This window comes from Micromonospora sp. CA-248260 (assembly GCF_050942205.1).
GTDB classification, from domain to species: Bacteria; Actinomycetota; Actinomycetes; order Mycobacteriales; family Micromonosporaceae; genus Micromonospora; species Micromonospora antibiotica.
Genome location: NZ_CP192021.1, coordinates 5,019,779 through 5,043,952 on the forward strand (window position 1 = coordinate 5,019,779; position 24,174 = coordinate 5,043,952).

Annotated in this window: 17 protein-coding genes and 1 tRNA gene; 7 read left to right on the forward strand and 11 right to left on the reverse strand. The window is 72.9% G+C overall.

The window, feature by feature from the left end; translation table 11 throughout:
• Positions 1–54: 54 nt before the first annotated feature.
• From ACQP2H_RS21415 to ACQP2H_RS21425, 3 genes are all read right to left on the reverse strand, one after another.
• A complete protein-coding gene (locus tag ACQP2H_RS21415; protein ID WP_219463806.1) occupies positions 55–1,203 on the reverse strand; it encodes a branched-chain amino acid ABC transporter substrate-binding protein in 1,149 nt (382 codons plus the stop codon).
• 240 nt (positions 1,204–1,443) lie between these two features.
• A complete protein-coding gene (locus tag ACQP2H_RS21420) occupies positions 1,444–2,643 on the reverse strand; it encodes a hypothetical protein (protein ID WP_357536898.1) in 1,200 nt (399 codons plus the stop codon).
• 60 nt (positions 2,644–2,703) lie between these two features.
• Positions 2,704–3,327: an ANTAR domain-containing response regulator gene (locus ACQP2H_RS21425; RefSeq protein WP_208569243.1), complete on the reverse strand. Its 624-nt coding sequence runs from the start codon at positions 3,325–3,327 to the stop codon at positions 2,704–2,706.
• A gap of 83 nt (positions 3,328–3,410) precedes the next feature.
• On the opposite strand from ACQP2H_RS21425, the gene ACQP2H_RS21430 reads away from it, so the two are divergent.
• Positions 3,411–3,496, forward strand: a tRNA-Leu gene (locus ACQP2H_RS21430).
• Positions 3,497–3,723: 227 nt separating this feature from the next.
• The gene (locus ACQP2H_RS21435) at positions 3,724–4,719 is read left to right on the forward strand and encodes an LLM class flavin-dependent oxidoreductase (protein ID WP_433228613.1); all 996 of its coding nucleotides are present in this window, start codon (positions 3,724–3,726) and stop codon (positions 4,717–4,719) included.
• A 197-nt stretch (positions 4,720–4,916) separates the two neighbouring features.
• Here ACQP2H_RS21435 and ACQP2H_RS21440 read toward each other — a convergent pair whose 3' ends face one another.
• A complete protein-coding gene (locus ACQP2H_RS21440) occupies positions 4,917–7,217 on the reverse strand; it encodes a cellulose binding domain-containing protein (protein WP_357536902.1) in 2,301 nt (766 codons plus the stop codon).
• A 211-nt stretch (positions 7,218–7,428) separates the two neighbouring features.
• On the opposite strand from ACQP2H_RS21440, the gene ACQP2H_RS21445 reads away from it, so the two are divergent.
• Positions 7,429–8,907, forward strand: a complete 1,479-nt coding sequence (locus ACQP2H_RS21445; RefSeq protein ID WP_363818408.1) for a pyridoxal-dependent decarboxylase — start codon at positions 7,429–7,431, stop codon at positions 8,905–8,907.
• Positions 8,908–8,988: 81 nt separating this feature from the next.
• Here ACQP2H_RS21445 and ACQP2H_RS21450 read toward each other — a convergent pair whose 3' ends face one another.
• Together ACQP2H_RS21450 and ACQP2H_RS21455 are read right to left on the reverse strand one after the other, a co-directional pair.
• Positions 8,989–10,041, reverse strand: a complete 1,053-nt coding sequence (locus ACQP2H_RS21450; protein WP_357536906.1) for a sulfite exporter TauE/SafE family protein — start codon at positions 10,039–10,041, stop codon at positions 8,989–8,991.
• Positions 10,042–10,150: 109 nt separating this feature from the next.
• Entirely contained in the window at positions 10,151–10,621 is a 471-nt protein-coding gene (locus tag ACQP2H_RS21455; RefSeq protein WP_219463812.1) for an RrF2 family transcriptional regulator, read from the reverse strand.
• Positions 10,622–10,798: 177 nt separating this feature from the next.
• Between ACQP2H_RS21455 and ACQP2H_RS21460 the strand changes: the two genes are divergently transcribed.
• Complete coding sequence (locus ACQP2H_RS21460; RefSeq protein WP_433228616.1) at positions 10,799–12,316, forward strand: serine/threonine protein kinase; 1,518 nt, start codon at positions 10,799–10,801, stop codon at positions 12,314–12,316.
• Between the two features lie 28 nt (positions 12,317–12,344).
• Positions 12,345–14,111 (forward strand): vWA domain-containing protein, encoded by a 1,767-nt coding sequence (locus ACQP2H_RS21465; RefSeq protein ID WP_219463816.1) that lies wholly within the window; start codon positions 12,345–12,347, stop codon positions 14,109–14,111.
• A gap of 111 nt (positions 14,112–14,222) precedes the next feature.
• On the opposite strand, the gene ACQP2H_RS21470 is transcribed toward ACQP2H_RS21465, so the two are convergent.
• The 3 genes from ACQP2H_RS21470 to ACQP2H_RS21480 form a co-directional block, all read right to left on the reverse strand.
• Positions 14,223–15,107 carry an acyl-CoA thioesterase gene (locus ACQP2H_RS21470; protein ID WP_208569250.1) on the reverse strand — a complete coding sequence of 295 codons (885 nt, stop codon included), beginning with the start codon at positions 15,105–15,107 and terminating at the stop codon, positions 14,223–14,225.
• Positions 15,108–15,242: 135 nt separating this feature from the next.
• A complete protein-coding gene (gene pyk / locus ACQP2H_RS21475; RefSeq protein WP_219463817.1) occupies positions 15,243–16,691 on the reverse strand; it encodes a pyruvate kinase in 1,449 nt (482 codons plus the stop codon).
• 259 nt (positions 16,692–16,950) lie between these two features.
• On the reverse strand, positions 16,951–17,316 hold the full coding sequence (locus ACQP2H_RS21480; protein ID WP_208569252.1) for a YciI family protein: 366 nt from the start codon (positions 17,314–17,316) through the stop codon (positions 16,951–16,953).
• A 357-nt stretch (positions 17,317–17,673) separates the two neighbouring features.
• Between ACQP2H_RS21480 and ACQP2H_RS21485 the strand changes: the two genes are divergently transcribed.
• Together ACQP2H_RS21485 and ACQP2H_RS21490 are read left to right on the forward strand one after the other, a co-directional pair.
• The gene (locus ACQP2H_RS21485) at positions 17,674–19,923 is read left to right on the forward strand and encodes a PP2C family protein-serine/threonine phosphatase (RefSeq protein ID WP_433228620.1); all 2,250 of its coding nucleotides are present in this window, start codon (positions 17,674–17,676) and stop codon (positions 19,921–19,923) included.
• A 121-nt stretch (positions 19,924–20,044) separates the two neighbouring features.
• On the forward strand, positions 20,045–20,911 hold the full coding sequence (locus ACQP2H_RS21490) for an aldo/keto reductase (RefSeq protein WP_363818418.1): 867 nt from the start codon (positions 20,045–20,047) through the stop codon (positions 20,909–20,911).
• A 382-nt stretch (positions 20,912–21,293) separates the two neighbouring features.
• Here ACQP2H_RS21490 and ACQP2H_RS21495 read toward each other — a convergent pair whose 3' ends face one another.
• Positions 21,294–21,692, reverse strand: coding sequence for an effector-associated constant component EACC1 (locus ACQP2H_RS21495; RefSeq protein WP_219463820.1), 399 nt, complete (start codon positions 21,690–21,692; stop codon positions 21,294–21,296).
• A gap of 88 nt (positions 21,693–21,780) precedes the next feature.
• Positions 21,781–24,048 carry a M48 family metalloprotease gene (locus ACQP2H_RS21500; protein WP_433233619.1) on the reverse strand — a complete coding sequence of 756 codons (2,268 nt, stop codon included), beginning with the start codon at positions 24,046–24,048 and terminating at the stop codon, positions 21,781–21,783.
• Positions 24,049–24,174 lie beyond the last annotated feature (126 nt).

Consider the following 24,174-nt stretch of genomic DNA (forward strand, 5'->3'; position numbering starts at 1 on the left):
CCTTGCATCGAGTGCGGCCGGGAACAGCACCCGGCCGCACCCCCTGCTGTGTCGTCAGCTGAGCTTGAGCTCCTGCAGGGCGCTGATTTCCTCGCCCTTGATCTGGTAGGCCCAGATGACGACCTTCGACGGGTCGACGTCACCCTTGTCGTCGAACTTGATGTACTTCGAGACGCCCTGCTTGTCGTACGCCTTCACGTAGGCCAGGATGTCGGCCCGGGTCTTCTTGCCGTCCTTGAAGGCGTCCAGGTAGATCTGGGCACCGTCGAAGCCCTCGGCACCGTAGGAGCCGGGCGCCTGGCCGAACTCCTTCTGGTAGTCGGCGGAGAAGGTGCCGCCCGCCTTGTCGGCCGGCAGGCAGGGGCAGGTGATGATGGCGCCCTCGGCGCCGCCCGAGGCACCCTTCGGGAACGCCGGGTCGTAGAGGCCGTCCGGGCCCACGAACTTGGCCTGGATGCCGGCCGCACGCATCTGCTTGACCAGCGGAGCCGCCTCGCGGGTGTACCCGCCGTAGAAGACGAAGTCCGCCTGCGCCGACTTGATCTTGGAGATGGTGGCGTCGAACTGCGCCTGCTTCTCCTGGATCTTGTCGGTGCCGGCCAGCGTCGAGCCGATGTTCTTGGCCAGCTCGGCGGTGATGCCCGCGCCGTACGCGCTGCCGTCGTCGATGGTGAAGACCTTCGCCGCGTTCTGCGACTTCAGGTAGGTGGCCACGGCCCCCGCCTGGGTGCCGTCGTTGCCGACCACCCGGAAGAAGGACTTGTTGCCCTTCTGGGTCAGGTCGGCCCGGGTCGCCGAAGGGCTGACCATGGCCAGGCCGGCCGCCTGGTAGATCGGCATGGTGGCGTCGGACTCGCCGGAGAAGTGGCCGCCGATCACACCGAGGAACGAGTTGTCGCCGGCGATCTGGTTCGCGAACGGGGTCGCCACCGCCGGGTCGCCCTGGGTGTCGAACTCCTGCAAGGTGACCTTGCAGTTCGAGTTCTTCTCGTTGAACTGCTTAACGGCGAGCTTCGCACCGTTCAGCGACGGCAGGACGAGGCCCGCGTTGTCACCGGTGAATGCGCCGAAGATAGCGATCTTGCCACCACAGTCGCCGGACGCGGTGGTCTCGCCGCCGCCCGTGTCCTGGCAACCTGCGGCACCGACCATCGCCACGGCAAGCGCGGCGGCCCCCAGTGCCCGTACATAGCTACGCCTCACGGCTTCCTGACCTCCTCCAAAAGCAGAAGGCGACCATCCTGGGAGGGCGGCGACCGTACAGCCCGCACCACCACCCACCCAGCAGGAACGCCCCCTGCGTTACGGCTCGTGATGGCGGAGCGTACCGACACTCATACGACCGGGGAAGACCTTGGCCCGTGGTCTGCGAAACCGTTACGAAGACGTGCGTGATCGGCCAGGAGCCCGTAACAGGTCGGCCCCTGACTGGTCCTTGGAGCCCTACCTCGGCCCCTCACCACGTCGCTCGACCCCGCCGTCCGCGGGCACTTCCGCCGTCCACACCGCCGGGCGGACACCGTCGTCGACCAAGATCCACAGTCGCCGCCCCACCGCCACCACCGCGACGTCCCCGTCCACACCCGCCGGCACCGGCCCGGGCAGCTCCATCCGCCGCCAGGAACCGCCCCGGTCGACCGACGTCCAGACCGCACGCGATATCCCGTCCGAGATCGCCGCCACCAGCCGGCCGTCCGCCGCCACCAGGGCGTCCACCGACGGGACCCGCGACGGCACGGCACCGGCGAACCCGCCGACGGCCACCCAGCGGTCGTCGTCGCGACGCCACGCGCCGAACGCCGTACCCCGCAACCCGACCGCCACCACCGCGTCGCCGGTCAGGACCACCCGCTGTAGTTCCTCGTAGCGGTCCGTCCCGGGCAGCGTCGTCCGCCGCCAACTGCGGCCGTCCGCCGACGACCAGGCGACCGGGTCACGGTCGATGCGACCACCCGGCAGCACCCCGCCGACCGCCAGCCACCCGCCGGGCACCGCGGTGGCGTCGAAGGCCCAGGTGATCCCGCCTCCGTCACTGGCCAGTTCCGGCGCCCCCTCCACCAGGGCGAAGTCCGCCGCGTCCGGGGACACCCACGCCGCCGCGCCGCTGGAGCGGTTGCCGACGATCAACCAGCCCGGCGGGCCGCCCACCAGGCGGGACACGTTCACCGCCTTGGGCCCGCCGTAGGTCTCGAACGACGCCGACACCTCGACCAGTGCGCCGTCCGGGCCCTGCCGCCAGGTGCTCACCCGGGGGTTGCCGTGGGCACCACCGGTCTTGGCACCGACGGCCGCCAACGCGCCGTCGCGGCAGCCGGCTGCGGAGAGCACGTTCTGCCTGCCGTAGAAGGACTCGGCGACGATCGGCACCACCGCCCAGGTCGTACCGTCCAGGCTGGTCCAGGCGGCCGGTCGGGTGCCGCCGTCGGCATCCGCGACGCCGCCGACCGCGTACCACCGGCCCGCGCAGGCCGTCGCGTCGCGTAGCAGCACCCGGCCGGGCGGACCCGGTGGTGGCGGCAGGGTCAGCGGCTGCCACGCCGGTCGGACCGGCGGCTGCTCACCGGTCGATGTGGGCGCCGGATCACAGGCGACCAGCGACGCGGCGAGCACAACCAGCACCGCGAAGCTCCACCGAGAGGCCATCCATCGATGCTAGCCACCGACGGTGGTCTCCGGAACCGGCGGACGCCCCGCCCCGGCCGGCTAGCCGGTGGGCTGCTCGGCGATCTCGCCGCCGGCGGTCTCGGCGAGGATCCGCTCGGCGACCTCCTTCATGGTCATCCGGTGGTCCATCGCGGTGCGCTGGATCCACTTGAACGCCTGCGGCTCGGTCATCCCGTACGTCGTCATCAGCGCACCCTTGGCGCGCTCGACCGTCTTGCGGATCTCCAGCCGGTCGGTGAGCCCGGCCACCTCCGACTCCAGGGCGGCGATCTCGGAGTAGCGGGAGAGGGCGATCTCCACCGCCGGCACCAGGTCGCTCTTTTGGAACGGCTTGACCAGATAGGCCATCGCCCCGGCGGCGCGCGCCCGTTCCACCAGGTCACGCTGGCTGAACGCGGTCAGGATGATCACCGGGGCGATCCGGGCGCCGGCGATCCGCTCGGCGGCCGCCAGCCCGTCCATGATCGGCATCTTGATGTCGAGGATGACCAGATCGGGCTTGAGTTCCTCGGCCAACCGGACGGCGGTCTCGCCGTCCCCGGCCTCACCGACGACCTCGTAACCTTCCTCGACCAGCATCTCGGCCAGGTCCAGTCGGATGAGCGCCTCGTCCTCGGCGATCAACACCCGCCTGCGCTCGGCATCCGTCTGCGTCTCGGCCACCAGCCCTACCCCCACCATCGATCTCGGCACAGCTACCGCCCATACTCCCGCAAGAGCCTAGTCGGGTACAGTTGTCAGCACCCGCCGGGATGGTGGAACGGCATACACGGAAGTCTCAAACACTTCTGCCCGAAAGGGCTTGCGGGTTCGAATCCCGCTCCCGGCACCACCTGCACGTACGCACAGTGACCCGGGTGCCTGCTCCGAGCAGGCCCCGGGCCCCGCGTCGACCGGGGTGCCCCGGCTCATGATCCCGCGACGACAGCGGTGTCGCGATGCCGACCCCCACGACCTCGTCGACCTGCCCGTCCTCCCCTGGACCGGGCGGGGGACCGCGCCGGCCAGGGAACATATCCGGCGTGGGGCGGGTTGGGGAAAGTCGTGATCGACGTACCGATGTCTGTTCTTGATCTTGCTCCGGTCGCCGCCGGGGCCACCGCCTCCGAGGCCCTCGCGCACACCACCGAGCTGGCCCGCCGGACCGAGGAACTGGGCTACCGCCGGTTCTGGGTGGCCGAGCACCACAACATGCCGGCGATCGCCAGCTCCGCACCGGCGGTGCTGCTCGCCCACCTGGCGGCGCACACCACCACGATCCGGCTGGGCTCGGGCGGGGTGATGCTGCCCAACCACGCGCCGCTGGTGGTCGCCGAACAGTTCGGCACCCTGGAGGCGCTGCACCCGGGCCGGATCGACCTGGGCATCGGCCGGGCCCCCGGCACCGACCAGCGGACCGCGCTGGCCCTGCGCCGGACCATGGAGGGGCTGTCGGCGGAGGGCTTCCCCCGGGAGCTGGCCGACCTGATGAACTACTTCAGCGGCGACGACCCGGGCGCGATCACCGCCAGCCCGGGGCTGGGCCAGTCCCCCGCCGTCTGGCTGCTCGGCTCCAGCGGGTTCAGCGCGCAGCTCGCCGGGCTGCTCGGGTTGCCGTTCTCGTTCGCCCACCACTTCAGCTCCCAGCACACCCTGCCCGCGCTCCAGCTCTACCGGCAGAGTTTCCGGCCGTCGCGCTGGCTGACCGAGCCGTACGCGATGGTGGCGGTGAACGTGGTCTGCGCCGACACCGACGAGCGGGCCGAGTGGTTGTCCGGCCCCGCCGGGCTGTCGTTCCTCAAGCTGCGCTCAGGGCGGCCGGAGCCGCTGGCCAGCCCCGACGACGCCGCCCGGTATCCGTACACCGAGATCGAGCGGGAGTTCGTCCGGCAGCGCCGCGACGGTCAGGCGATGGGCTCACCGGAGACGGTCCGCCGGCAGCTCACCGAGCTGCTGGCCCGCACCGGCGCGAACGAGCTGATGCTCACCACCATGGTGTACGACGTGGCCGACCGGGTGCGCTCGTTCGAGCTGGTGGCCGAGAAGGTGGTCGGCGGGCTGTCCCGCAGCGTCTGAAACACGCTCTTCATAGCGACGTCACCCCACCGTTGCGGACGACCTCTAACTTTATTACCGGTGGTGGTACGGCACTCCCGGTCGGGACGGGTCGGGGGTGCTGCGGTGTGGTGCACCGGGTCGCCAGCTGAGCGGATTCCGCGGCTGGCGACCCGGTGCCTGCTTTGTGGGGCCCGGCCAGCGCCGGGCCCGCACCGTCAACGCAGGTAGATGTTGGGCGTGGGCGGGGTGGACATGCCGTCACCGATGAAGAAGCCCGGGTGCGGCGGCTGGTTGTAGGCGGTGTTCTGCCAGGCGATCGCCGCGCGGTACTGCGGGTCGTGCATCAGCGTGTAGATCCGGGTGCTGGTCGGCGTGGGCGTGCTGTAGATCCGCAGCGCCCGGCTGTCGCCGGTGCGCCAGATCACCTCCTCGCGCCAGTCGCCCAGGATGTCGCCGGAGAGCGCCGGGGTGGACTTGGTGCTGTTGTTGGAGGCCACGTCGCTGCCGGTGAGCAGCCGGGTCTCGCCACCCGTGCCGTACTTGTCGATCTTGGTGCCGTCGAGGAGTTCACGCACCGGGTCGCCGTCCCACCAGGCGAGGAAGTTCATCGACGACGGCTTGCGGCCGATGTTCTGCCCCCTGGTGTTGGCCAGCCCGTCGACCGCCGCCGACCACGACTCGGCACCGGGGCTGCCGGCCCAGATGTCGGCCGAGACGCCCCGACCGTTGTCGCCGTTGGCCGCGGTCCTCCAGATGATCTGACCGGTCCGCGCGTCGGCGAACCAGGAGCTGGGCTTGCTGGCGTCCTCGTCGACCTTGAAGATCTCCAGGCCGGCCCGGCCCGGGTCCAGGTCACCGACGTGCAGGGCGTCGCCGTGGCCGTTGCCGGTGGAATAGAGCAGCCGGCCGTTGTCGTCGATGGTGGCCGCGCCGTACACGATCTCCTGGCGGCCGTCGGCGTCCACGTCGGCCACCGAGAGCTGGTGGTTGCCCTGGCCGGCGGCGGCCGAGTTGCCGGAGGCGTTGGAGTCGAACGTCCACCGCTTGGTCAGGGTGCCGTTACGGAAGTCCCAGGCGGCGATCACCGCGCGGGTGTAGTAGCCGCGCGCCATGATCAGCGACGGCCGCTGCCCGTCCAGGTAGGCGGTGCCGGCGAGGAACCGGTCGACCCGGTTGCCGTACGAGTCGCCCCAGGACGAGACGGTGCCGCGCGGCGGGTCGTAGTTGACGGTGGAGGCGATGGCACCGGTCTGCCCGTTGAACATGGTCAGGTACTCCGGGCCGGACAGCACGTAGCCGCTGGAGTTGCGGTAGTCCGCCGACGACGAACCGATCAGCTGACCGGTGCCCGAGCGGGTGCCGTCGGCGGTCTTCATGGCCACCTCGGCCCTGCCGTCGCCGTCGTAGTCGTACACCTGGAACTGGGTGTAGTGGGCGCCCGCCCGGATGTTGCGGCCCAGGTCGATGCGCCACAACCGACTGCCGGTCAGGGTGTACGCGTCGACGTAGACGTTGCCGGTGTAGCCGGACTGGCTGTTGTCCTTGGCGTTGGACGGGTCCCACTTGAGCACGATCTCGTAGTCGCCGTCGCCGTCGAGGTCACCGACGCTGGCGTCGTTGGCCGAGTAGCTGTACGCCTCCCCGCTCGGGGTGGTGCCCCCGGCCGGCGGCTGGATCGGCACGTCCAGGTAGCCGTTGGCGAACTGGAGCGCGGACGCGGACGCCGCCTGCTCGGCCCCGTTCACCACCGCCCGCACGGTGTACGCCGAGCCGGCCGCCGCCCCGCTGTCCAGGTAGTTGGTGGCCCCGGTGATCGGCGAGGCGTTGACCCTGGTGGAGCCCCGGTAGAGGTTGAACGACACCCCGGAGGTCTCGGTGCCCAGCAGCCGCCAGGAGACCAGGTTCCCGCTGCCGGAGCGGACGCTGATCAGCCCCCGGTCGAGATCCTCCAACTGCTTGGCCCCGGCCGGCGGATCGGTCGGCGGGGGCGTGGTCGGCGGCGGTGTCGTCGGGGGTGGGGTGGTCGGCGGCGGCGTGGTGGGTGGGGGCGTGGTCGGCGGTGCGGTCGTCGGGGGCGCGGTGGTCGGCGCGGTGCCACCGGTGCAGGTCGTGCCGTTGAGCACGAAGCTGTCCGGCGTCGGGTTGCTGGCGTTGTTCCACGACGCGTTGAAGCCGAAACTCGCGGTGCCGTTGGTGCCCAGGGCGGCGTTGTAGCCGGCGTCCTTGGCGCTGACCTGCGCCCCGGACTGGGTGACCGTGGCGTTCCACGCCTGGGCCACCTGCTGACCGGCCGTGTAGGACCAGGTCAACGTCCAGCCGTTGATCGGGTCACCGAGGTTGGTGACCAGGACGTCGGCGCCGAAGCCGCCGCCCCACTGGCTACTGATCTTGTAATCGACCCGGCAACCGGCGGCGGCGGCCGAAGCCGTCACGGCGGTGAGGGTGCCGGCGGCGAGCGTGGTGGCCGCGGCGGCGGCGAGCAACGCGGCGCGACGACGGGGTGGGCTCAGGTGCACGGAAACGCCTTTCGCGGAGGTCAGCGCACGGTGCCGACGCCGGCCTGCCCGGGCCGGCGGGATGAAGCGCCGTGCTGACGGTGGTGACGGGACGCCTTGCATCGACGTCCATGGTTCGACTCCGCGCAGTCGGATCGTAGGACAACGCTTTCCGCCCGCACAACCCGTACCCGCCCTTGCCCCCGACCGGCCCACCTGATCGACTCGGCCCATGGCTGAGCACATGGACCCCGAGGAGTTCCGTCGCGCCGGGTACGCGGTGGTCGACTGGGTCGCCGACTACTGGCGGACGCTGGACCAGCGCCCGGTGGTCCCCCGGGACCCGCCCGGCACGGTCACCGCCGCCCTGCCGGCCACCCCGCCCACGCACGGCGAACCGGTCGCGGCGATGCTGGCCGACCTGGACGACATCATCGTGCCCCGGGTCACCCACTGGCAGCACCCCGGCTTCTTCGGCTACTTCCCGGCGAACACCAGCGGCCCCAGCGTGCTCGCCGACCTGGTCAGCTCGGGCCTCGGCAGCCAGGGCATGCTCTGGGCCACCAACCCGGCCGGCACCGAACTGGAGACGGTGGTGCTGGACTGGCTGGTCGAACTGATGGACCTGCCCGCGCGGTTCCGCTCCACCGGCACCGGCGGCGGCGTCATCCAGGACTCCGCCTCCTCGGCGACCCTGGTCGCCACCCTGGCCGCCCTGCACCGGGCCAGCGGGGGCCGCTGGCGGGAGGTGGGCGTCGACCGCCGGTACCGGGCGTACACCTCGACACACGGGCACTCCTCGATCGAGAAGGCGGCCCGCATCGCCGGCCTCGGCGGGCAGGGCGTCCGCACCATCGCGGTGGACCCGCAGACCCAGGCGATGCGCCCGGCGGCCCTGCGGGCGGCGATCGAGGCGGACCTGGCCGCCGGCGAGGTGCCGGCCATCGTGGTGGCGACCATCGGAACCACCTCCACCACCGCCGTCGACCCGCTGCCGGAGATCGGCGCGATCTGCGCCGAACACGGCATCTGGCTGCACGTCGACGCCGCGTACGCTGGCGCGGCGGCGGTCTGCCCCGAGCTGCGCTGGTCGCACGCCGGGGTGGAGCACGCCGACTCGTACTGCTTCGACCCGCACAAGTGGCTGCTCACCGGCTTCGACTGCGACGCCTTCTGGGTGGCCGACCGGGGCGAGCTGATCGAGGCGCTGACCGTCATGCCGGAGTTCCTGCGCAACGCCGCAAGCGAATCCGGTGCGGTGATCGACTACCGGGACTGGCAGGTCCCGCTGGGCCGCCGCTTCCGGGCGCTCAAGCTCTGGTTCGTCCTGCGCTGGTACGGCGTCGAGGGGCTGCGCGCGCACCTGCGCTCCGGGATCGCCCTGGCCGACCGGTTCGCCGCCCGGGTCCGCGCCGACGACCGGTTCGCCATCGCCGCCCCGCACCCGTTCTCCCTGGTGACATTCCGGCTACGGGCCGGCGACGAGGCCAGCGCGGCCCTGCTGGCCCGGGTCAACGACGACGGTCAGGTGCACCTGACGCACACCCGGGTCAACGGCCGGTACACCCTGCGCCTGGCCGTCGGCGCACCGCTGACCGGGCCGGAGCACGTGGACCGGGCCTGGGCACTGCTGTCGGCTGCGGCCACGGACCTGCTGGCCGGGGACACCGCCACGGGTGGAGCCGCCCGGGGCGGCGCGCTTCCCGGGTGACCGTCGCCGCCCCGTACGGGTCACACCGGTGCGCGACGGTCGCCGTGGCCGCGACGGCGGGCCGCGTACCCCGTCGGTGGTTCAGCGCTCGACGACGGCGAGCCGGTCGTCGTCGGCGTCGGCCGGGGCGGCCCCGGCGACGACCCCGGCCGCGACAGCGGAAGCCGCGGTGTCCGGCGACGGCGTCGTGGCGACGGCGTCGGCGGGGCTGGGCGCGTCGGCGGGGGTGGTGACGGCGGGGGTTTCGGCGGTGGCGGCGTCGACGATGGCGCGGGCCCGACGGGTGCGGCGCAACGCCCGGACGGCGAACGTCAGGGCGACCACCCAACCCACGGCGAGCAGCACGTAGACCACCGGACGCACGGTCGACCCGGCGTCACCGGCCTTGAGCAGGATGCGGGCGTTGGTCAGCACGATCACCCCGCCGATGGTGGCGCCCAGCAGTTGGGCGGGGACGATCCGCACCAGCCAGGCGGCCACCGGCGCGGCGATCAGGCCGCCGATCAGCAGCGCCGCGACGGTGGGCAGCAGGAAACCCTCGCTGCCCAGGCCGATCAGGAAGCCGATGCTGGCCGCCCCGGCCACCACGAACTCGGCGGTGTCCACCGACCCGATCACCTTGCGGGGCTCCATCCGACCGGAGACCAGCAGCGCCGGAGTGGCCACCGGACCCCATCCCCCGCCGCCGGTGGCGTCGACGAACCCGGCGACCAGGCCCAGCGGGCCGAGGAACCGGCCACGCAGCCGCCCGGCACCGGAGCGCTGGCGCAGCGGGCGGGAGAAACGCACCAGCAGGTACGCCCCGAGGGTGAACAGGATGCCGGCCATCCACGGGGCGGCGTTCTCGGTGGAGATGGAGCTGAGGAAGGTGGCCCCGACGAACGCGCCGACCGCGCCGGGCAGGGCGATCCGGGTGACCACCCGCCAGTCGACGTTGCCGAACCGCCAGTGCGCGACACCGGCGGCGAGCGTGGTGCCGATCTCGGCGAGGTGCACCGACGCCGAGGCGGCGGCCGGGGCGACGCCGACGAAGAGCAGCAGCGTCGACGAGGTCAGCCCGTACGCCATGCCGAGCGCGCCGTCGACGAGCTGTGCGGCCAACCCGACCAGAGCGAGGATCAGAAGCTTGCGCACGAGCCCTCCGAACTTTTCGGCATCTCCTATCGACTTGGTCGAGAATGCGGCACGGCGGCTCCCCGGTCAACCCCTGATCGGTGGGTGGGACGCCCCGGGGCGCGGCGGATCAGCTCCAGGCGCGGGGGTCGGCAGCCAACTCGGTGATCCGGCCGGGAAGTGTCCCGGCCGCCACGTCGGCGATGGTGACCTGCTCCAGGATCGCCCGCTCGCTGGCCCGCAACGCGATCCAGACCTCCTGCAACGCCTGCGCCGCACCGTGGTAACCGAGCTGTTCGGGGCGCTGCCCCCGGACGTGGGCGAGCGGACCGTCGATGACCCGGATCACCTCGGCGAGCGAGATCTCGGCCGCCGGGCGGGCCAACCAGTAACCGCCCTCGGGACCCCGCTGGGCGTGCACGATGCTGCCCCGACGCAACTGGAGCAGGATGCTCTCCAGGAATTTCGGTGGGATGTCCTGCGCCCGGGCGATCTGCTCGGCGGTGACGGGACGGGACCGTCCGGAGTCCCCGCCATCGGCGACCGCCGCGAGCTCGGCGGCCGCGCGGAGGGCATAGTCGACCCGAGCGGAGAGGCGCATGGCCGCAAGGTTAGTCGGCGACCCGGCCGGCCGGGTCGTCACCCTCCACCGAACGGGCAGGGTGTCATGTCCCGGTGGCGGGGACGTGGCACCATACCCCTGTCGCCGGCAGGGTCGCCGGCACACCACGACACACACCAGCGCACCGAAAACCGGCCGATGGGGGCAGCGACAGCGATGCCGGACGTGACACCGCTGAGCCCCCGCGACCCCCGCCAGGCCGGGCCGTACGAACTGGTCGGGAGGCTCGGCGCAGGCGGCCAGGGCGTGGTCTACCTGGGCCGCGACGAGCAGGGCCGATGGGTCGCGGTCAAAGTGATCAACGTGGACCTGCACCAGCATCCCCGGGCGAAGGCACAGTTCGTCAAGGAGATCGCCGCCGCCCGCCGGGTCGCGCCGTTCTGCACCGCGCAGATCCTCTTCGCCGACGTCGACGGTGAGCTGCCCTACGTCGTCAGCGAGTTCATCGAAGGCGTCACCCTGCAACGGCACGTCCGTGAACAGGGCCCGATCAGCGGCAACGCGCTGCACCGGCTGGCCGTGGGCACCGCCACCGCGCTCGCCGCGATCCACCAGTCCGACGTGGTGCACTGCGACCTGAAGCCGGACAACGTCATCCTCGGGGCGGACGGCCCCCGGGTGATCGACTTCGGCATCGCCCGCGCGTTGGACGTCACCGAGACGATGACCAACCGCGTCATGGGCACCGCCCCCTACATGGCCCCGGAACGGTTCCGCGACGACGAGGTCGGGCCGGCCAGCGACGTGTTCGCCTGGGCGGGGACCATCGCCTTCGCGGCGGGCGGACAACCACCGTTCGGCACCGGCCCCGTCGCGGCGGTGCTGCACCGGATCCTGCACGACCCCCCGGACCTGACCGGGCTCACCGGCCCACTGGCCACCCTGATCGGCCAGTGCCTGGACAAGGACCACCGGGCCCGGCCGACCGCCCAGGAGGTGCTGCTGCGGCTGCTCGGGCGGGACACCCGCGAGGTGCCGTTGCAGACCGTGCTGCGGGCCGGCACCGACGCGGCGGCCACCCAGCAACTGCCCCGTACCCTGTCCTCCCCGCCGGCCGCCCCGCCCGCGCCGACCGGCGCGGTGGCCGACCCCTGGCCGACCGGCGCGGCGGCGGACCCGTGGCCGACCGCCGGGGTGGCGGGACCCGGGCCGACCATCTCGACCGGCCACCCGGCACCGCACGGGCCGAGCGGGCCGGCGATGGCGGCGGCACTGTGGCCCACCACGTCGACCTCCCACCACACTCCGCAGGTACCGACCGACCCGGCGACCGCCCCACCGGCGGCGACCCGGCCCGCCCCGGCCGGACCGACGGCACCCCCGGGGACCCGGGCCACCGCCCCCGCCCCGGCCCTCACCCCCACACCCACCCGGACGACGACGGACCGGCCGGCCCCGGTCACCCCGCCGACCCGGCGGGACGGTTTCGGGCGGCGGCTGCGTCGACAGTGGACCGACCCGTGGGGGATGTCCCTCGCGATCTTCCTCGGCGCGGTGGGCTTCGCCGCCGGGTACGTCGCCAGCACCGCCGTGGGCACGGCCGCCGCCGTCGGCGCGCTCACCCTCGTCGTGGTCTACGGTGTCCGTCTGCTCGTCGCCGCCGCGCTGACCCCGTCCACCACGCCGGACGGTCCCCCACCGCCGCCCGTGCCGGCACCGCGCACCGACACCTGACCCGCCGAACCAACCCCTGGAGGAGCCGATGGCCACCGGTCAGCGTCCCGCCCGACCGTGGCTGCCGCACGCGGTGGCCGTCGTCGCGGGGCTCGCGGTGATCGCCGGGGCGTACCTGTACGTCCGGCCCACGCCCGGCACCGACCGGGCCGACTGCGTACCGCTGGAGGTCAGCTCCTCCACCGAGAAGAGCGCGCTGGTCGCCCAGCTCGCCGACCGGTACAACGCCGCCGACCGGCGCTTCGGTGGGCGGTGCGCGCAGGTGACCGTGCACGGTCTCAACTCGGGCGAGGCGATGGAGGCGCTGGCCGGCGGGTGGGCGCTCACCCAGCCGAAGGTCGCCGAACCACAGGTGTGGCTGCCCACCTCGTCACTGTGGACCGGGCAGCTGCGCCTGCTGGACTCCGCGGCGGGCCGACCCGCCCAGACCCCCGGGCAGTACCCGTCCATCGCCAACAGTCCACTGGTCATCGCCATGCCCAAGGACCGGGGCGAGGTGGTGCAGCAGCGCGGCCCGCTCGGCTGGGCCGACGTGCTCGGCCTCTCCGGCGACACCGGTTGGGCGGCGTTCGGCAAGCCCGAGTGGGGCCGGTTCACCTTCGGCAAGGACAACCCGCACCTGTCCACCTCCGGCCTGGCCGCCACCATCGCCACCTACTACGCGGCGGTCAGCCGGGCCAGCGACCTGACCAGCGAGGACCTCGCCCAGCCGGCGGTGACCCAGTTCGTCAGGCGGATCGAGGCCAACGTCTCGCACTACAGCGACGACTCGGTGGACCTGCTGCGCAACCTCGCCGAGGCCGACGCCACCGCCACCGGGGACACCCCGGCCACGGACATGAGCGCGATCGTCCTCCAGGAGGAGCTGGTCTACCTCTACAACCAGGGGCAGCTCAGCCCCACCGGCAGCAAGCCCCGGGTCCCGCTGGTGGCGGTGCACCCCAAGGAGGGCACCTTCAACCTCGACCACCCGTACGTGGTGCTGCCCTCCGCCGACCCGGCGCAACGCGAGGCCGCCGAGGACTTCCTCACGTTCCTCCGCGACGGCCCGCAGCAACGCAGCTTCGCCGCGCTCGGTTTCCGGGACGACGAGCGCCAGCCCGCCGACACGCTGCTGGCCACGGTGGCCGGGCCGGGCGGCGACCGGCTCACCTACTTCGACCCGCCCACCCCGGAGGTGGTCGGCGCGATCCTCGGCAGCTGGGACACCCTGCGCAAGAAGGCGAACATCCTGCTCGCCGTGGACACCTCCGGCTCGATGAAGGCCACCGTCGGCGACCGGACCCGGTTCCAGGTGGCGACCGACGCCGCCAGCAAGGCGATCGGGTTGCTCAACGCCGCCGACCAGGTGGCGCTCTGGTCGTTCTCCAGCGAGACCCCGCAACGGCCGAAGAAGCCGTACAGCGAGGAGGTACGGCTCGCGCCGCTGAACCGGGAAGCGTTCAACCGGAAGCTGGCCGGGCTGCGCATCGGTGGCAACACCGCCCTGTACGCGACGGTCCGCGCGGCACACCGCTCCCTGCTCGACAGGTACGACCCGAAGCGGATCAACGCGGTGGTGGTGCTCACCGACGGCAAGAACGAATACCAGAAGGACAGCGACCTGGACCGGTTGCTGCGGGACATCGCACTGGACCCGAACAAGCCGGTGAAGGTCTTCTGCGTGGCCTTCGACCAGGAGTCCGACCTGGCCGCGCTGGACCGGATCGCCAAGGCGTCGTCCGGCAAGGCGTTCGACGCCAAGAACCCGACCACCATCGACGAGGCGTTGGTCAAGGTGGTCAGCAGCTTCTGACCACCCGGCCGGTCCCTGCCCGACCACCTGCGCACCGCCACCGCCCGACGCGCCACCTTCCCCGCACCCCACGGTCAGCGGGTGGCGGCGACCCGGCGCGGGCGGGTCCGCTCAGGCGCCGACGCGGCGCAGCAGGCCCTCCTGGACGGCGCTGGCGATGTGCCGGCCGTCGAGGGTGAACAGCCGGCCGGTGGCCAAACCCCGCGCACCGGAGGCGGACGGGCTCCAGCAGTCGTAGAGGAACCACTCGTCGGCCCGGAACGACCTGTGGAACCACAGGGCGTGGTCCAGGCTCGCCCCGACCAGACCGCCCGGACCCCAGACCTCGCCGTGCACCGACAGGACCGAGTCCAGCAGGGTCAGGTCCGAGGCGTAGGTCAGCGCACAGGCGTGCAGCAGTGGATCGTCGGGCAACTTGCCGTCGATGCGCATCCAGACCCGCTGGTGCGGGTCGGCGGGCCGGTCGCCGGGGCGTACCCAGCCGGGTTCGCCGACGTAGCGGACGTCGATCGGGCGGGGAATCTGCCCCCAGATGCCGAGCCGCTCCGGATAGCGGGCCAGCCGGTCGGACATCGTCGGCACGTCGTCCGGGCCGGGCACGTCGGGCGGGGTCGGGGCCTGGTGTTCCAGGGCCTCTTCCTGCCGCTGGAAGGACGCCGACATGAAGAAGATCGGCTTGTCGTGCTGCAACGCCACCGAGCGGCGGACCGAGAAGGACCGCCCGTCCCGGACGTTCTCCACCTGGTAGTCGATCGGCTCGGCCGGGTCGCCGGGCCGGACGAAGTAGCCGTGCAGCGAGTGCACGAACCGGTCCGGGTCGACGGTGCGCCCGGCGGCGACCAGTGCCTGTCCGGCGACCTGCCCCCCGAACACCCGCTGCGGACCCACCGAGGGGCTGACCCCACGGAAGGTCATCGAGCCGGTGTGGTCGAGGTCGAGGACCTCGAGGAGCTGGTCGACCGCGGCCTGACCGGTCGCCGCCGGACGCCCGTTCACCGGCCTGCTTCTGTTCGCGACTGCGGGGCTCGCAAACCCGGCTCACTCCTCGCGCTCACCGGGCTGGCTCTGTTCGCGACTGCGGGGCGCGCAAACCCGGCGTGCTCCTCACGCTCACCGGGAGTTTCCCTGTGCTCACTGGAGCGCCCGGGCGGAGGCGGCGTCGACCAGGGAGCCGAGCTGGTGCACCCGCAGGGTGTTGGTGGAGCCGGGGGTGCCGGGCGGGCTGCCCGCGACGATCACCACGTAGTCGCCGGGGGTGGCCTGGTTGAGGCCGAGCAGAGCCTGGTCGACCTGACGGAACATGTCGTCGGTGTGCTGGACGAACGGCATCAGGAAGGTCTCCACGCCCCAGCAGAGCGCCAGCTGGCTGCGCACCTCGGGGACCGGGGTGAAGGCCAGCAGCGGCAGGTCGCAGTGCAACCGGCTGAGCCGCTTGACGGTGTCGCCGGTCTGCGAGAAGGCCACCAGCGCCTTCGCCCCGATGGCGCGGGCGATCGAGGACGCCGCCACGGTCAGCGCGCCACCGTGGGTGCGCGGGTCGTGCTGGAGCCGGGGCACCCCGATCGAACCGGCCTCGGTGGTGGTGATGATCTTTGCCATGGTGCTGACGGTGAGCACCGGGTACTTGCCGACGCTGGTCTCGCCGGAGAGCATCACCGCGTCCGCGCCGTCGAGCACCGCGTTGGCCACGTCGGAGGCCTCGGCGCGGGTGGGCCGGGAATTCTCGATCATGGAGTCGAGCATCTGGGTGGCCACGATGACGGGCTTGGCGTTCTCCCGGCACAGCTGCACGGCCCGCTTCTGCACCAGCGGCACCTGGTCCAGCGGCATCTCGACACCGAGGTCGCCCCGGGCCACCATGACGCCGTCGAAGGCGAGCACGATCGCCTCCAGGTGGTCGACCGCCTCGGGCTTCTCGACCTTGGCCAGCACCGGACGGCGCACACCCTCCTCGTCCATGATGCTGTGGACGAGCTTGATGTCCTCCGCCGTACGGACGAAGGAGAGCGCGATCAGGTCGACGCCCAGGCCGAGGGCGAAACGCAGGTCCTCGGCGTCCTTGTCCGACATCGCCGGGACGCTGACCGCCACGTTGGGCAGCGAGACGCCCTTGTTGTTGGAGACCGGGCCACCCTCGGTGACCAGGCACCGGATGTCGTTGCCGGTGACGTCGCTGACCTCGACGGCGACCCGGCCGTCGTCGATCAGCAGCCGGTCACCCGGCTTCACCTCCTGGGGCAGCTTGCGGTAGGTGCAGGAGACCCGGTCCCGGGTGCCGAGGATGTCGTCCCCGGTGATCACCACCGAGTCGCCGGTACGCCACTCGTGCGGCCCGTCGGCGAACTTGCCGAGCCGGATCTTGGGGCCCTGGAGGTCGGCCAGGATGGCGACCGGCACGCCGACCGCCTCGGCTGCCTCGCGGACCATGCGGTACACCGACTCGTGGTCGGCGTGACTGCCGTGGCTGAAGTTCAGCCTGGCCACGTTCATGCCCGCCTCGATGAGGCCCCGGAGCCGCTCCGGGGACGAGGTGGCGGGACCAAGAGTGCAGACGATCTTCGCGCGGCGGTTCACGCCCATCAGGCTAGTCTCTCCTCCGGGTCGACCTGGGGGTCGACCCCTTGCGGACTGAGGAACAGGGGTCCGACGACGCGCGGGGTGGGCGCCTGGCCGGCGGGACGCAGCCCACGCCGGGACGTCGGGGAGTCGCGGGCATCGGCGACCGCGCGCCGGGAATCGTACCGCCCGGGGACCAACGCCGTCCGCGCGCTCCCGTGCTCGTCCGCCCCGACACCGGCACCGTCGGTCACCACGACCCGACGTCCGGACCCCGCCGCCCCTAGCTGTCGGTCTTGACCAGCGGAAACTCCAACGAGCCGGCCGGGCAGAGGAAACTCAGCACGTCGACCATGTAGAGACCGGCCTGCACCGCCGGGTCCGCCTCCATCACGCTGCGTACGTCCTCGACCGAGCCGGTGCGGGCCAGGCCGATGCCGATCGGCGGGGCGGGCTCCCGGGCCGGGCCGTCGATCGAGCCGGCCACCAGCACCAGACCCCGGCGTTGCAGGGCCCGCATGTGCGCGAAGTGCTCGGCCTGGAGCCGCTGCACGGTCTCCTTCGGCAGCACCCGACCGGCCGGGCCGGGATAGAGCACGATGCACTCGTACGTGTCGAGTGCGAAGTCCAGCTGCGGCGTACCCGTCATCGCGTCCCTTTCCCCGCGTCGGCGCCACCCCGCGCCGGTCTGCCCCGGACCCGGCCAGCGTCGCACGGTGGGCACACCCCTCGCGGCGGGTCGGGACAACTCCCCGGACCGCCTCCCCGGACCGTCGCCGGCACCGACCCGGACCGACGGCGGGCACCGGGACCGGAGCGGGACGGCCGACGCGGGCGGCGCACCGGGTCGGGGTCCGCCGGGCGGGCCCCGGCACGGGCCCGTCGGACAGCGGGGGCGACGTTCCGGCAGACCCGAACCGGATGATCGACAGACGTGCGGATCGGCCCACGCTGGTACGGTCCGACTGATGGGGAAGCGCTCGATCCGCAGAGCGGAGGTCCCGACATGACTCGCTCCGCCGCCGCTCCCCGGCCGCCGGACGACGCACGCTGGCGGGACCTGCTCTCCCGGGCCGGCCGGACCGGCCGTCGGATCGTCGGGCACGACTGGGCCGGCAGCCCGCTCGGGCCCGTCGAGGACTGGCCGGCGAGCCTGCGTACCGCCCTGGTGATCTGCCTGTACAGCCCCGAACCAGCCGCGATCTGGTGGGGACCGGAACTCGTGCTGCTGCCCAACGACGGGTACCTCGCGCTGCCCGACCCGGTCGGCGCGCAGGAGCCGGGCCAACCCGGGGCGGCGGTCTGGCCGGACGCGGTGCCGACGCTGACCGGGCTGCTGACCACGGGCCAGGTGACCTGCCGGCAGGAACGGGAGGTCGGCTCCGGCGCGGAGCGCCACCGACTGGTCTTCTCGTCGGCTCCGATCGTCGACGCCACCGGCCGGCCCGGCGGCGTCTTCACCACCGTCGCCGAGGCGATCGGCCACACCGGCGGGGCCACCGACGCCGACGACCCGACCGGATCCCCACGGTCGGACACCACCAGCGCCGGGACCGCCACCAGCACCGGGGTTCCCGCTGCGCGCCGCCGTGGCCGCCGGGACCCCGGCCAGCAGCAGGCCCCACACCCGGCGGCCGGGGAGCGGCGTCAGGCGCTGCGGCAGGCTGAAGGGCTGGCCCGGCTCGCCGGGTCGCTCAGCGCCGCCGGGACCCGCACGGCGGTGACGGACGTGGTCATCACGGTCACGCCGGCGCTGGTCGGGGCAACCGAAGTCCGGGTCGCGGTGGCCACCGCGGGCGCGTTGGACCTGACGGTGACCGACGGGAACGGCCCCGGTCGGCTCGCGGTGGCCGACGACGCGCCGCTGGCCCGCGCGGTACGCGAGGAGGCGACCGTCGCGCTGCCCGACGGGCTGTGCCTGCCGTTGCGCGACGGCACCGGCACCGTGCTCGGGGCGTTGGAGGTGCGCTGGGACGGGCCGGTCGCCGACGAGGAGGCCCGCCGGATCCTGCTCGACGCGGTGGCGGGGCTGTGCAGCCAGGCGTTACGCCGGGCCGAGCTGACCGCGTCCGCGCGGGCGATGGCGGAGTTCGCCGCCCGGCTCAGCGTCACCCGGTCCACCGGTGAGGCGATCGAGGTGATCCTGGACGCCGCGCCGATGGCCCTCGGCGCGGCGCTGCCCGGCCTGGCGATGCGCGACGAGGGCCGACGGGTCCGGCTGTGGCACGCGGAGCTGCCCAGCGGGCTGGTCGCCACCTTCGACGACCTGACCATCGACGATCCCCGGCCGATCGCCCGCGCGCTGCGCACCGGGGAACGGATCATCCTGCGTAACCGGGCCGAGTTCGCCGCCCGGCATCCCGGCCTGCCGGACCCGGCCGGCGAGTACGGGATGGTGACCACCGTCGTGCTGCCGCTGCTGGACGCCTCCCGGCGGCCCATCGCCGCGTTGGGCTTCGGCTGGCCCCGCGAACGTCCGCTGCCCGACGACGACCTGGCGTTGCTGGACACCATCGCCGACCTGTGCGAGCAGACCCTGGAGCGGGTCCGGTTGGCCGCCGCCGAGCACAACCTGGTGACCCGGCTCGCGGGCCGGCTGCGCACCTCGGCCACGGTCGGGCCCCCCGGTCTGGACGTGGCCACCCGCTACCAGCCGGCGATGAGCGGCCTGCACCTGGGCGGGGACTGGTACGACCTGGTCGACCTGGACGACGGCCGGCTGGCCGTGGTGGTCGGCGACGTGGTGGGCCACCAGGTCGAGGCGGCGGCCGACATGGCGCAGCTGCGGACGGTGGTGAACACCCTGATCCGGTCCGGGGTGCCGCTGGCCGAGGTGTTCCCCCGGTTGACCGGGCTGCTCGGGGTCGGGTTCCTCGGCACCTGCCTGGCGATGGTCGTCGACCCGGTGGCCGGCGAGGCGCAGGTGGCCCGGGTGGGGCATCCGCACCCGGTGCTGCTGCCGTCGGGGCGGCCCCCCGAGACGGTCTGGACGGGGCACTCGCTGCCGCTGGGGCTGGTCCGTGATCCGGTGCCGGTGACCACGGTGACGTTCGGCCCGGGTGACCTGCTGGTGGCGTACACGGACGGGTTGGTGGAACGGCGCGACCAGGCGTACGACGCCGGGGTGACGGCCCTGCACGAGGTGATCGTGCCGGTGCGCGACCAGCCGGTGGAGGTGATCGCGGACACCCTGCTGGCCAAGCTCTCCGGTTCCGACGACGACCAGGCGCTGGTGGTCATCCGGCACGTCGGCTGAGCACCCGTGTCGGTGCCCACATTCGGCCCGTGGGTGTTGCCGACGGCGATCTTCGGGAAAGGCGTTGTGGCGGTGGCTAGATTTGCCGCTGACGACAACGAACAGGATCGGGGTACGGCACATGGGGTCCAGCAGTCAGCCCGCGAAGGCGTCCGGCACCTACCGGATCGGTGGCGACCTCCAGGTCGACCGGCTCGGGTACGGGGCCATGCAGCTCACCGGCCCGGGGGTGTGGGGTGACCCGAAGGACCCGGCCGAGGCGGTGCGGGTGCTACGCCGGGCGTACGAGCTGGGCGTCACGTTCATCGACACCGCCGACTCGTACGGGCCGTTCGTGTCCGAGCTGCTGATCAGGGAGGCGCTGCACCCGTACGCCGACGACCTGGTCATCGCGACCAAGGCCGGGCTGACCCGCTCCGGGCCGGGTGACTGGCGGCCGGTGGGGCGGCCGGAATACCTGCGCCAGCAGTGTGAGCTGAGCCTGCGGCACCTGGGCGTGGAATCGATCGGGCTCTACCAGCTGCACCGCATCGACGCGAAGGTGCCGCTGGCCGACCAGCTCGGCGAGTTGGCCCTGCTCCAGCAGGAGGGCAAGATCCGGCACATCGGGTTGTCCGAGGTGACCGTCGAGCAGATCGAGGCGGCGCAGCAGATCACCCCGATCGTGTCGGTGCAGAACCTCTACAACCTGGCCGACCGCAGCGCCGAGGACGTCCTGGAGCACTGCGAGCGCAACGATCTGGCGTTCATCCCGTGGTTCCCGATCGCCACCGGCAACCTGGCCAAGCCGGGCGGCCCGCTGGACGCCATCGCCACCGGCCACGAGGCGACGCCCGCCCAGCTCGCGCTCGCCTGGCTGCTGCGCCGCTCGCCGGTCATGCTGCCCATTCCGGGTACGTCCTCGGTCGGTCACCTGGAGGAGAACGTCGCCGCCGCCCAGGTGCAGCTCACCGACGAGGAGTACGACGCCCTGGCCAAGGCCGCCTGACCGACCCGCCCCGGCGCGTCGTGCCTGACGGCAACAGGTCGAACAACCCTTATGCCTGTCCGTCATATATATGACGGACAGGCATAAGGGTCTCGGCGAAAAGTGCCTCCGACAGCCTCCGCAGCACCCGACCCACGACGGGAGCGATGTGGTTTCCGGCCCCGGACGAGACCGGAACCCCGTTCCTCCCACAGCGCCCGGCACACGAGGGGGGCGATGTAGCGGCATCCCAAGCTGCGGATACCGCTACATCGCCCCCCTCGTTGAGCCCCGACGCGCCGAGCGCCGCACGCCGGGCGGGCCCGGGGGCGGGCGGGCCCGGGGGCGGGCGGGGGCGGGCGGGGCCGGGGCCCGGGTCGGCTCGGGGCAGGGTGGCGGTGGGTCAGCCGCCGGGGGTGATCTCGTTGCCGGGGTCGGTCGGGCGCAGCGCCCGCTGGGCCTCGTCCAACAGCTTCGCCGCGTCGGTACGGCCGTTGACCTGGATCTCCACCTCGGAGTCGCCGACCTGGAGCCGGATGCTCACCTCGGTCCGCTGCTGGTCCACCCAGCTCTGCACCAGGTTGAACAGGCCGGGCAGCAACCCCTGGGCCACCACCGCGATGATCACCGCGTCGCTGAAACCGGCCCGGCCACCGGCCCCGCCCCCCGGGCCTGCGTCGCGGACCAGGGCCCGGTAGCGCGGGTCGCGGTGCAGCCAGGCCAGCAGCGGCACCCGGTGCGGCCCGGCGGCACGCGGGGCCAGCACCAGCCGGGCCGGGGCGGTGGAACGGGGGGCGGTCATCTCGATCTCCCTATCAGTCGTCGCCACGGTGCGACCCGGCACCGGACGGCACCGTCGACACCGGGTGGCTCAGTCGGCACACGCCGGCTCAGTCGTCACCGGGTTGGAAGGTCAGCTTGCCGTCGACCACCGACAGCACACCGCTGACCCCGACCGTCTGGGTGTCGCTGAACGGGGTGGTCCCGAAGTAGCCGACGGTGCTGCCGGTGGCCCGCGCCGACCCCTGCGACTCGTACGCGGTGGAGACCCGCGCGGTGGTCGGGCCGGTCAGGGTCAGCTCGATCCTCGGGTATTCGGTGATCTTCCAGGCGATCTTCTTCACCGTCGAACCGCCGCTGTAGTAGCGCAGCGGGCAGCCCGGTGGCGCGGCCACCGCCTGCGCCGCGCAGCCGTCCAGGTAGGACCGCACGCTCTGTTCCGCCGCCGCCAGCGCCTCGGGTCGCAGGGTGGGCGTCAGCTCCGCGCCGCTCACGCTCTGCTGCCCGGGTACGACGTAGACCACCCGGGGCGCCGTCTCGCTGAGCGCGTTGCTCTCCCCCGCGACCGTGTACGCCCCGGGCAGCAGCGGTACCGCGACCCCCTCCTCACCGGTGGGTGCGGGCACCCCATTGACGGTCAGCGGGGCCGGGCCGCCGGGCAGGGTCAGGGTCGCCGGGGCGGCGTCGAGGTGCCAGCGGTGGAACAGCCCGAGCACGGCGGAGTCGTCGCGGCGCAACGGCAGCTCGGCGGTCAGCTTCCGCCCGGCGAGGGTGTAGGCGACCGTCGCGACCGCCTCGTCGCCGTCGCGTTCCACCCCCGTCACGGAGACGTCGGTGGGCGGGCGGTAGTCCTTCGCCGCCACCATCCGGGCGAGCTGCCCGCTGTCGCCCAGCGCCGCCCGCACGTCGGGGGTGAGCTGGTCGAGCGCCTCGGGGGCGTCGTGGTCGTCCAGGGCCGCGAAGTAGTCGCTGACGGCCGCCTGGGGACGGAAGAACGCCCACTGGGTCGCCGTCAACCCCCCGCCGAGGCAGCTCACCAGCACCAACGCGCCGACCAGCAGTAGCGCCCGGCGGGAACCGACCGTCGCACCCGTCGTACCGCCGAACAGCTCGTCGAGGCCGCGTGCGGTGGCCGCGCGGTCGGTGGCCGGGTCGGGGACGGGGTGGTCCAGCCGGTCCAGGCGCAGCTCGGACGGCGGGTGGGTGGCGCAGACCGCCTCGTCCCAGCCGCTGCGCCCGGTCTCGAAGGAGCGCCGCCGCTCCAGCATGGCGCGCATCCCCTCCCGGTGCCCGGCGAGCACCGCGCCGGTGTCGGCCCGGTACTCGGCGGCCCGGACGTCCCGGCGGTGGCAGGGCAGGACCAGGTAGCGCATGGTGAGCAGCACCGGCCAGAAGAACAGGAACACCACGAAGTCGGTGGCCGGGTGCGGGAACCGGCGCATCAGCCAGGCCGGCAGTGCGTGCACCAGCACCAGCGGCAGGCCGACGCCCCGGATGAACGCGCTGGTCACCTCGTCGCCGGTGCGCCAGTGCACCAGTTCGTGGCTGAGTAGCGCGGCGATCTCCTCGTCGGTGCAGTCGAGTACGGCGGTGCTCACCACCACGTGCCGGGCGTACGCGCGGGCGTTGGTCAGCACCGGGTCGTCCTCGATCAGCAGCCGGGGTTCACCGGGCAGGCCGAGCCGGGCCGCGCAGTCGCTCAGCAGCGGACGCAGCCGTTCGGCCTCGCGACGGCTGAGCAGACGCGCGCCGGAGACCCCCAGCAGCCACGGTTCCAGCAGCACCCGCCCGACGGTATAGAGCAGCCCGACGAGGCCTGCGGCGACCACCATCCCGGCCAGGCCGGTGAAGAGGTTCGCCGGCTCGTCGAAGGCGTTGCGCCAGGGCAGCACCAGGATGGCCAGGAAACCGACCAGGGCACCGAGCGCGAACCCGGCGAACCCGCCGACCACCCCGCCGGAACGTGCCACGAAGGCTTCCAGCAGCGGCCCGACCAGCGGGGCGTCCCGCAGCAGCGCCGGCACCGCCTCCTCGGACTGGGTGCCCCCGGCGATCAGCCCGTAGAGGCCGAGGGCGAGGCCGCCCCAGACGGCCGCCACCAGTGCCAACGGCACGTAGAACCAGGTGGCCAGGAACGAGCCGAGCACGCCCCGCCAGTCCCGCAGGATGCCGGCGCGCAACCAGACCAGGGCGCTCGGGTAGCCGGGCGGGCGGTGGGCGAACCGGTCCCCGGATTCGTCGGCGGGCGACCCGGCCACCGCCCCGGCGGGCGGCGCGGTCGGCGACCCGGCGGGCGGCGCGGTCGGCGACCCGGCCGGTGGCACGGTCGGGGCCGGGGCGGGGTCGACTTCGGGTCCGGGCTGCGGGGCGCTGTCCATGTCGGACACGTCAGGGCTCCTCGACTACAGCGTCACCTGCCGAAACGGCGGGACGATTCCATGGGCACGGCCGAACCACCCACGAGCAGAGTGGGACGATTCCACGAACACGGCGGTTCGTACGGG

Coding starts and splice junctions, on each gene's coding strand:
- ACQP2H_RS21420 (WP_357536898.1), bottom strand. CDS start 2,643: ATGGCCTCTCGGTGGAGCTTCGCGGTGCTGGTTGTGCTCGCCGCGTCG.
- ACQP2H_RS21435 (WP_433228613.1), top strand. CDS start 3,724: ATGTCTGTTCTTGATCTTGCTCCGGTCGCCGCCGGGGCCACCGCCTCC.
- ACQP2H_RS21445 (WP_363818408.1), top strand. CDS start 7,429: ATGGCTGAGCACATGGACCCCGAGGAGTTCCGTCGCGCCGGGTACGCG.
- ACQP2H_RS21455 (WP_219463812.1), bottom strand. CDS start 10,621: ATGCGCCTCTCCGCTCGGGTCGACTATGCCCTCCGCGCGGCCGCCGAG.
- ACQP2H_RS21460 (WP_433228616.1), top strand. CDS start 10,799: ATGCCGGACGTGACACCGCTGAGCCCCCGCGACCCCCGCCAGGCCGGG.
- ACQP2H_RS21465 (WP_219463816.1), top strand. CDS start 12,345: ATGGCCACCGGTCAGCGTCCCGCCCGACCGTGGCTGCCGCACGCGGTG.
- pyk (WP_219463817.1), bottom strand. CDS start 16,691: ATGGGCGTGAACCGCCGCGCGAAGATCGTCTGCACTCTTGGTCCCGCC.
- ACQP2H_RS21480 (WP_208569252.1), bottom strand. CDS start 17,316: ATGACGGGTACGCCGCAGCTGGACTTCGCACTCGACACGTACGAGTGC.
- ACQP2H_RS21485 (WP_433228620.1), top strand. CDS start 17,674: ATGACTCGCTCCGCCGCCGCTCCCCGGCCGCCGGACGACGCACGCTGG.
- ACQP2H_RS21490 (WP_363818418.1), top strand. CDS start 20,045: ATGGGGTCCAGCAGTCAGCCCGCGAAGGCGTCCGGCACCTACCGGATC.
- ACQP2H_RS21495 (WP_219463820.1), bottom strand. CDS start 21,692: ATGACCGCCCCCCGTTCCACCGCCCCGGCCCGGCTGGTGCTGGCCCCG.
- ACQP2H_RS21500 (WP_433233619.1), bottom strand. CDS start 24,048: ATGGACAGCGCCCCGCAGCCCGGACCCGAAGTCGACCCCGCCCCGGCC.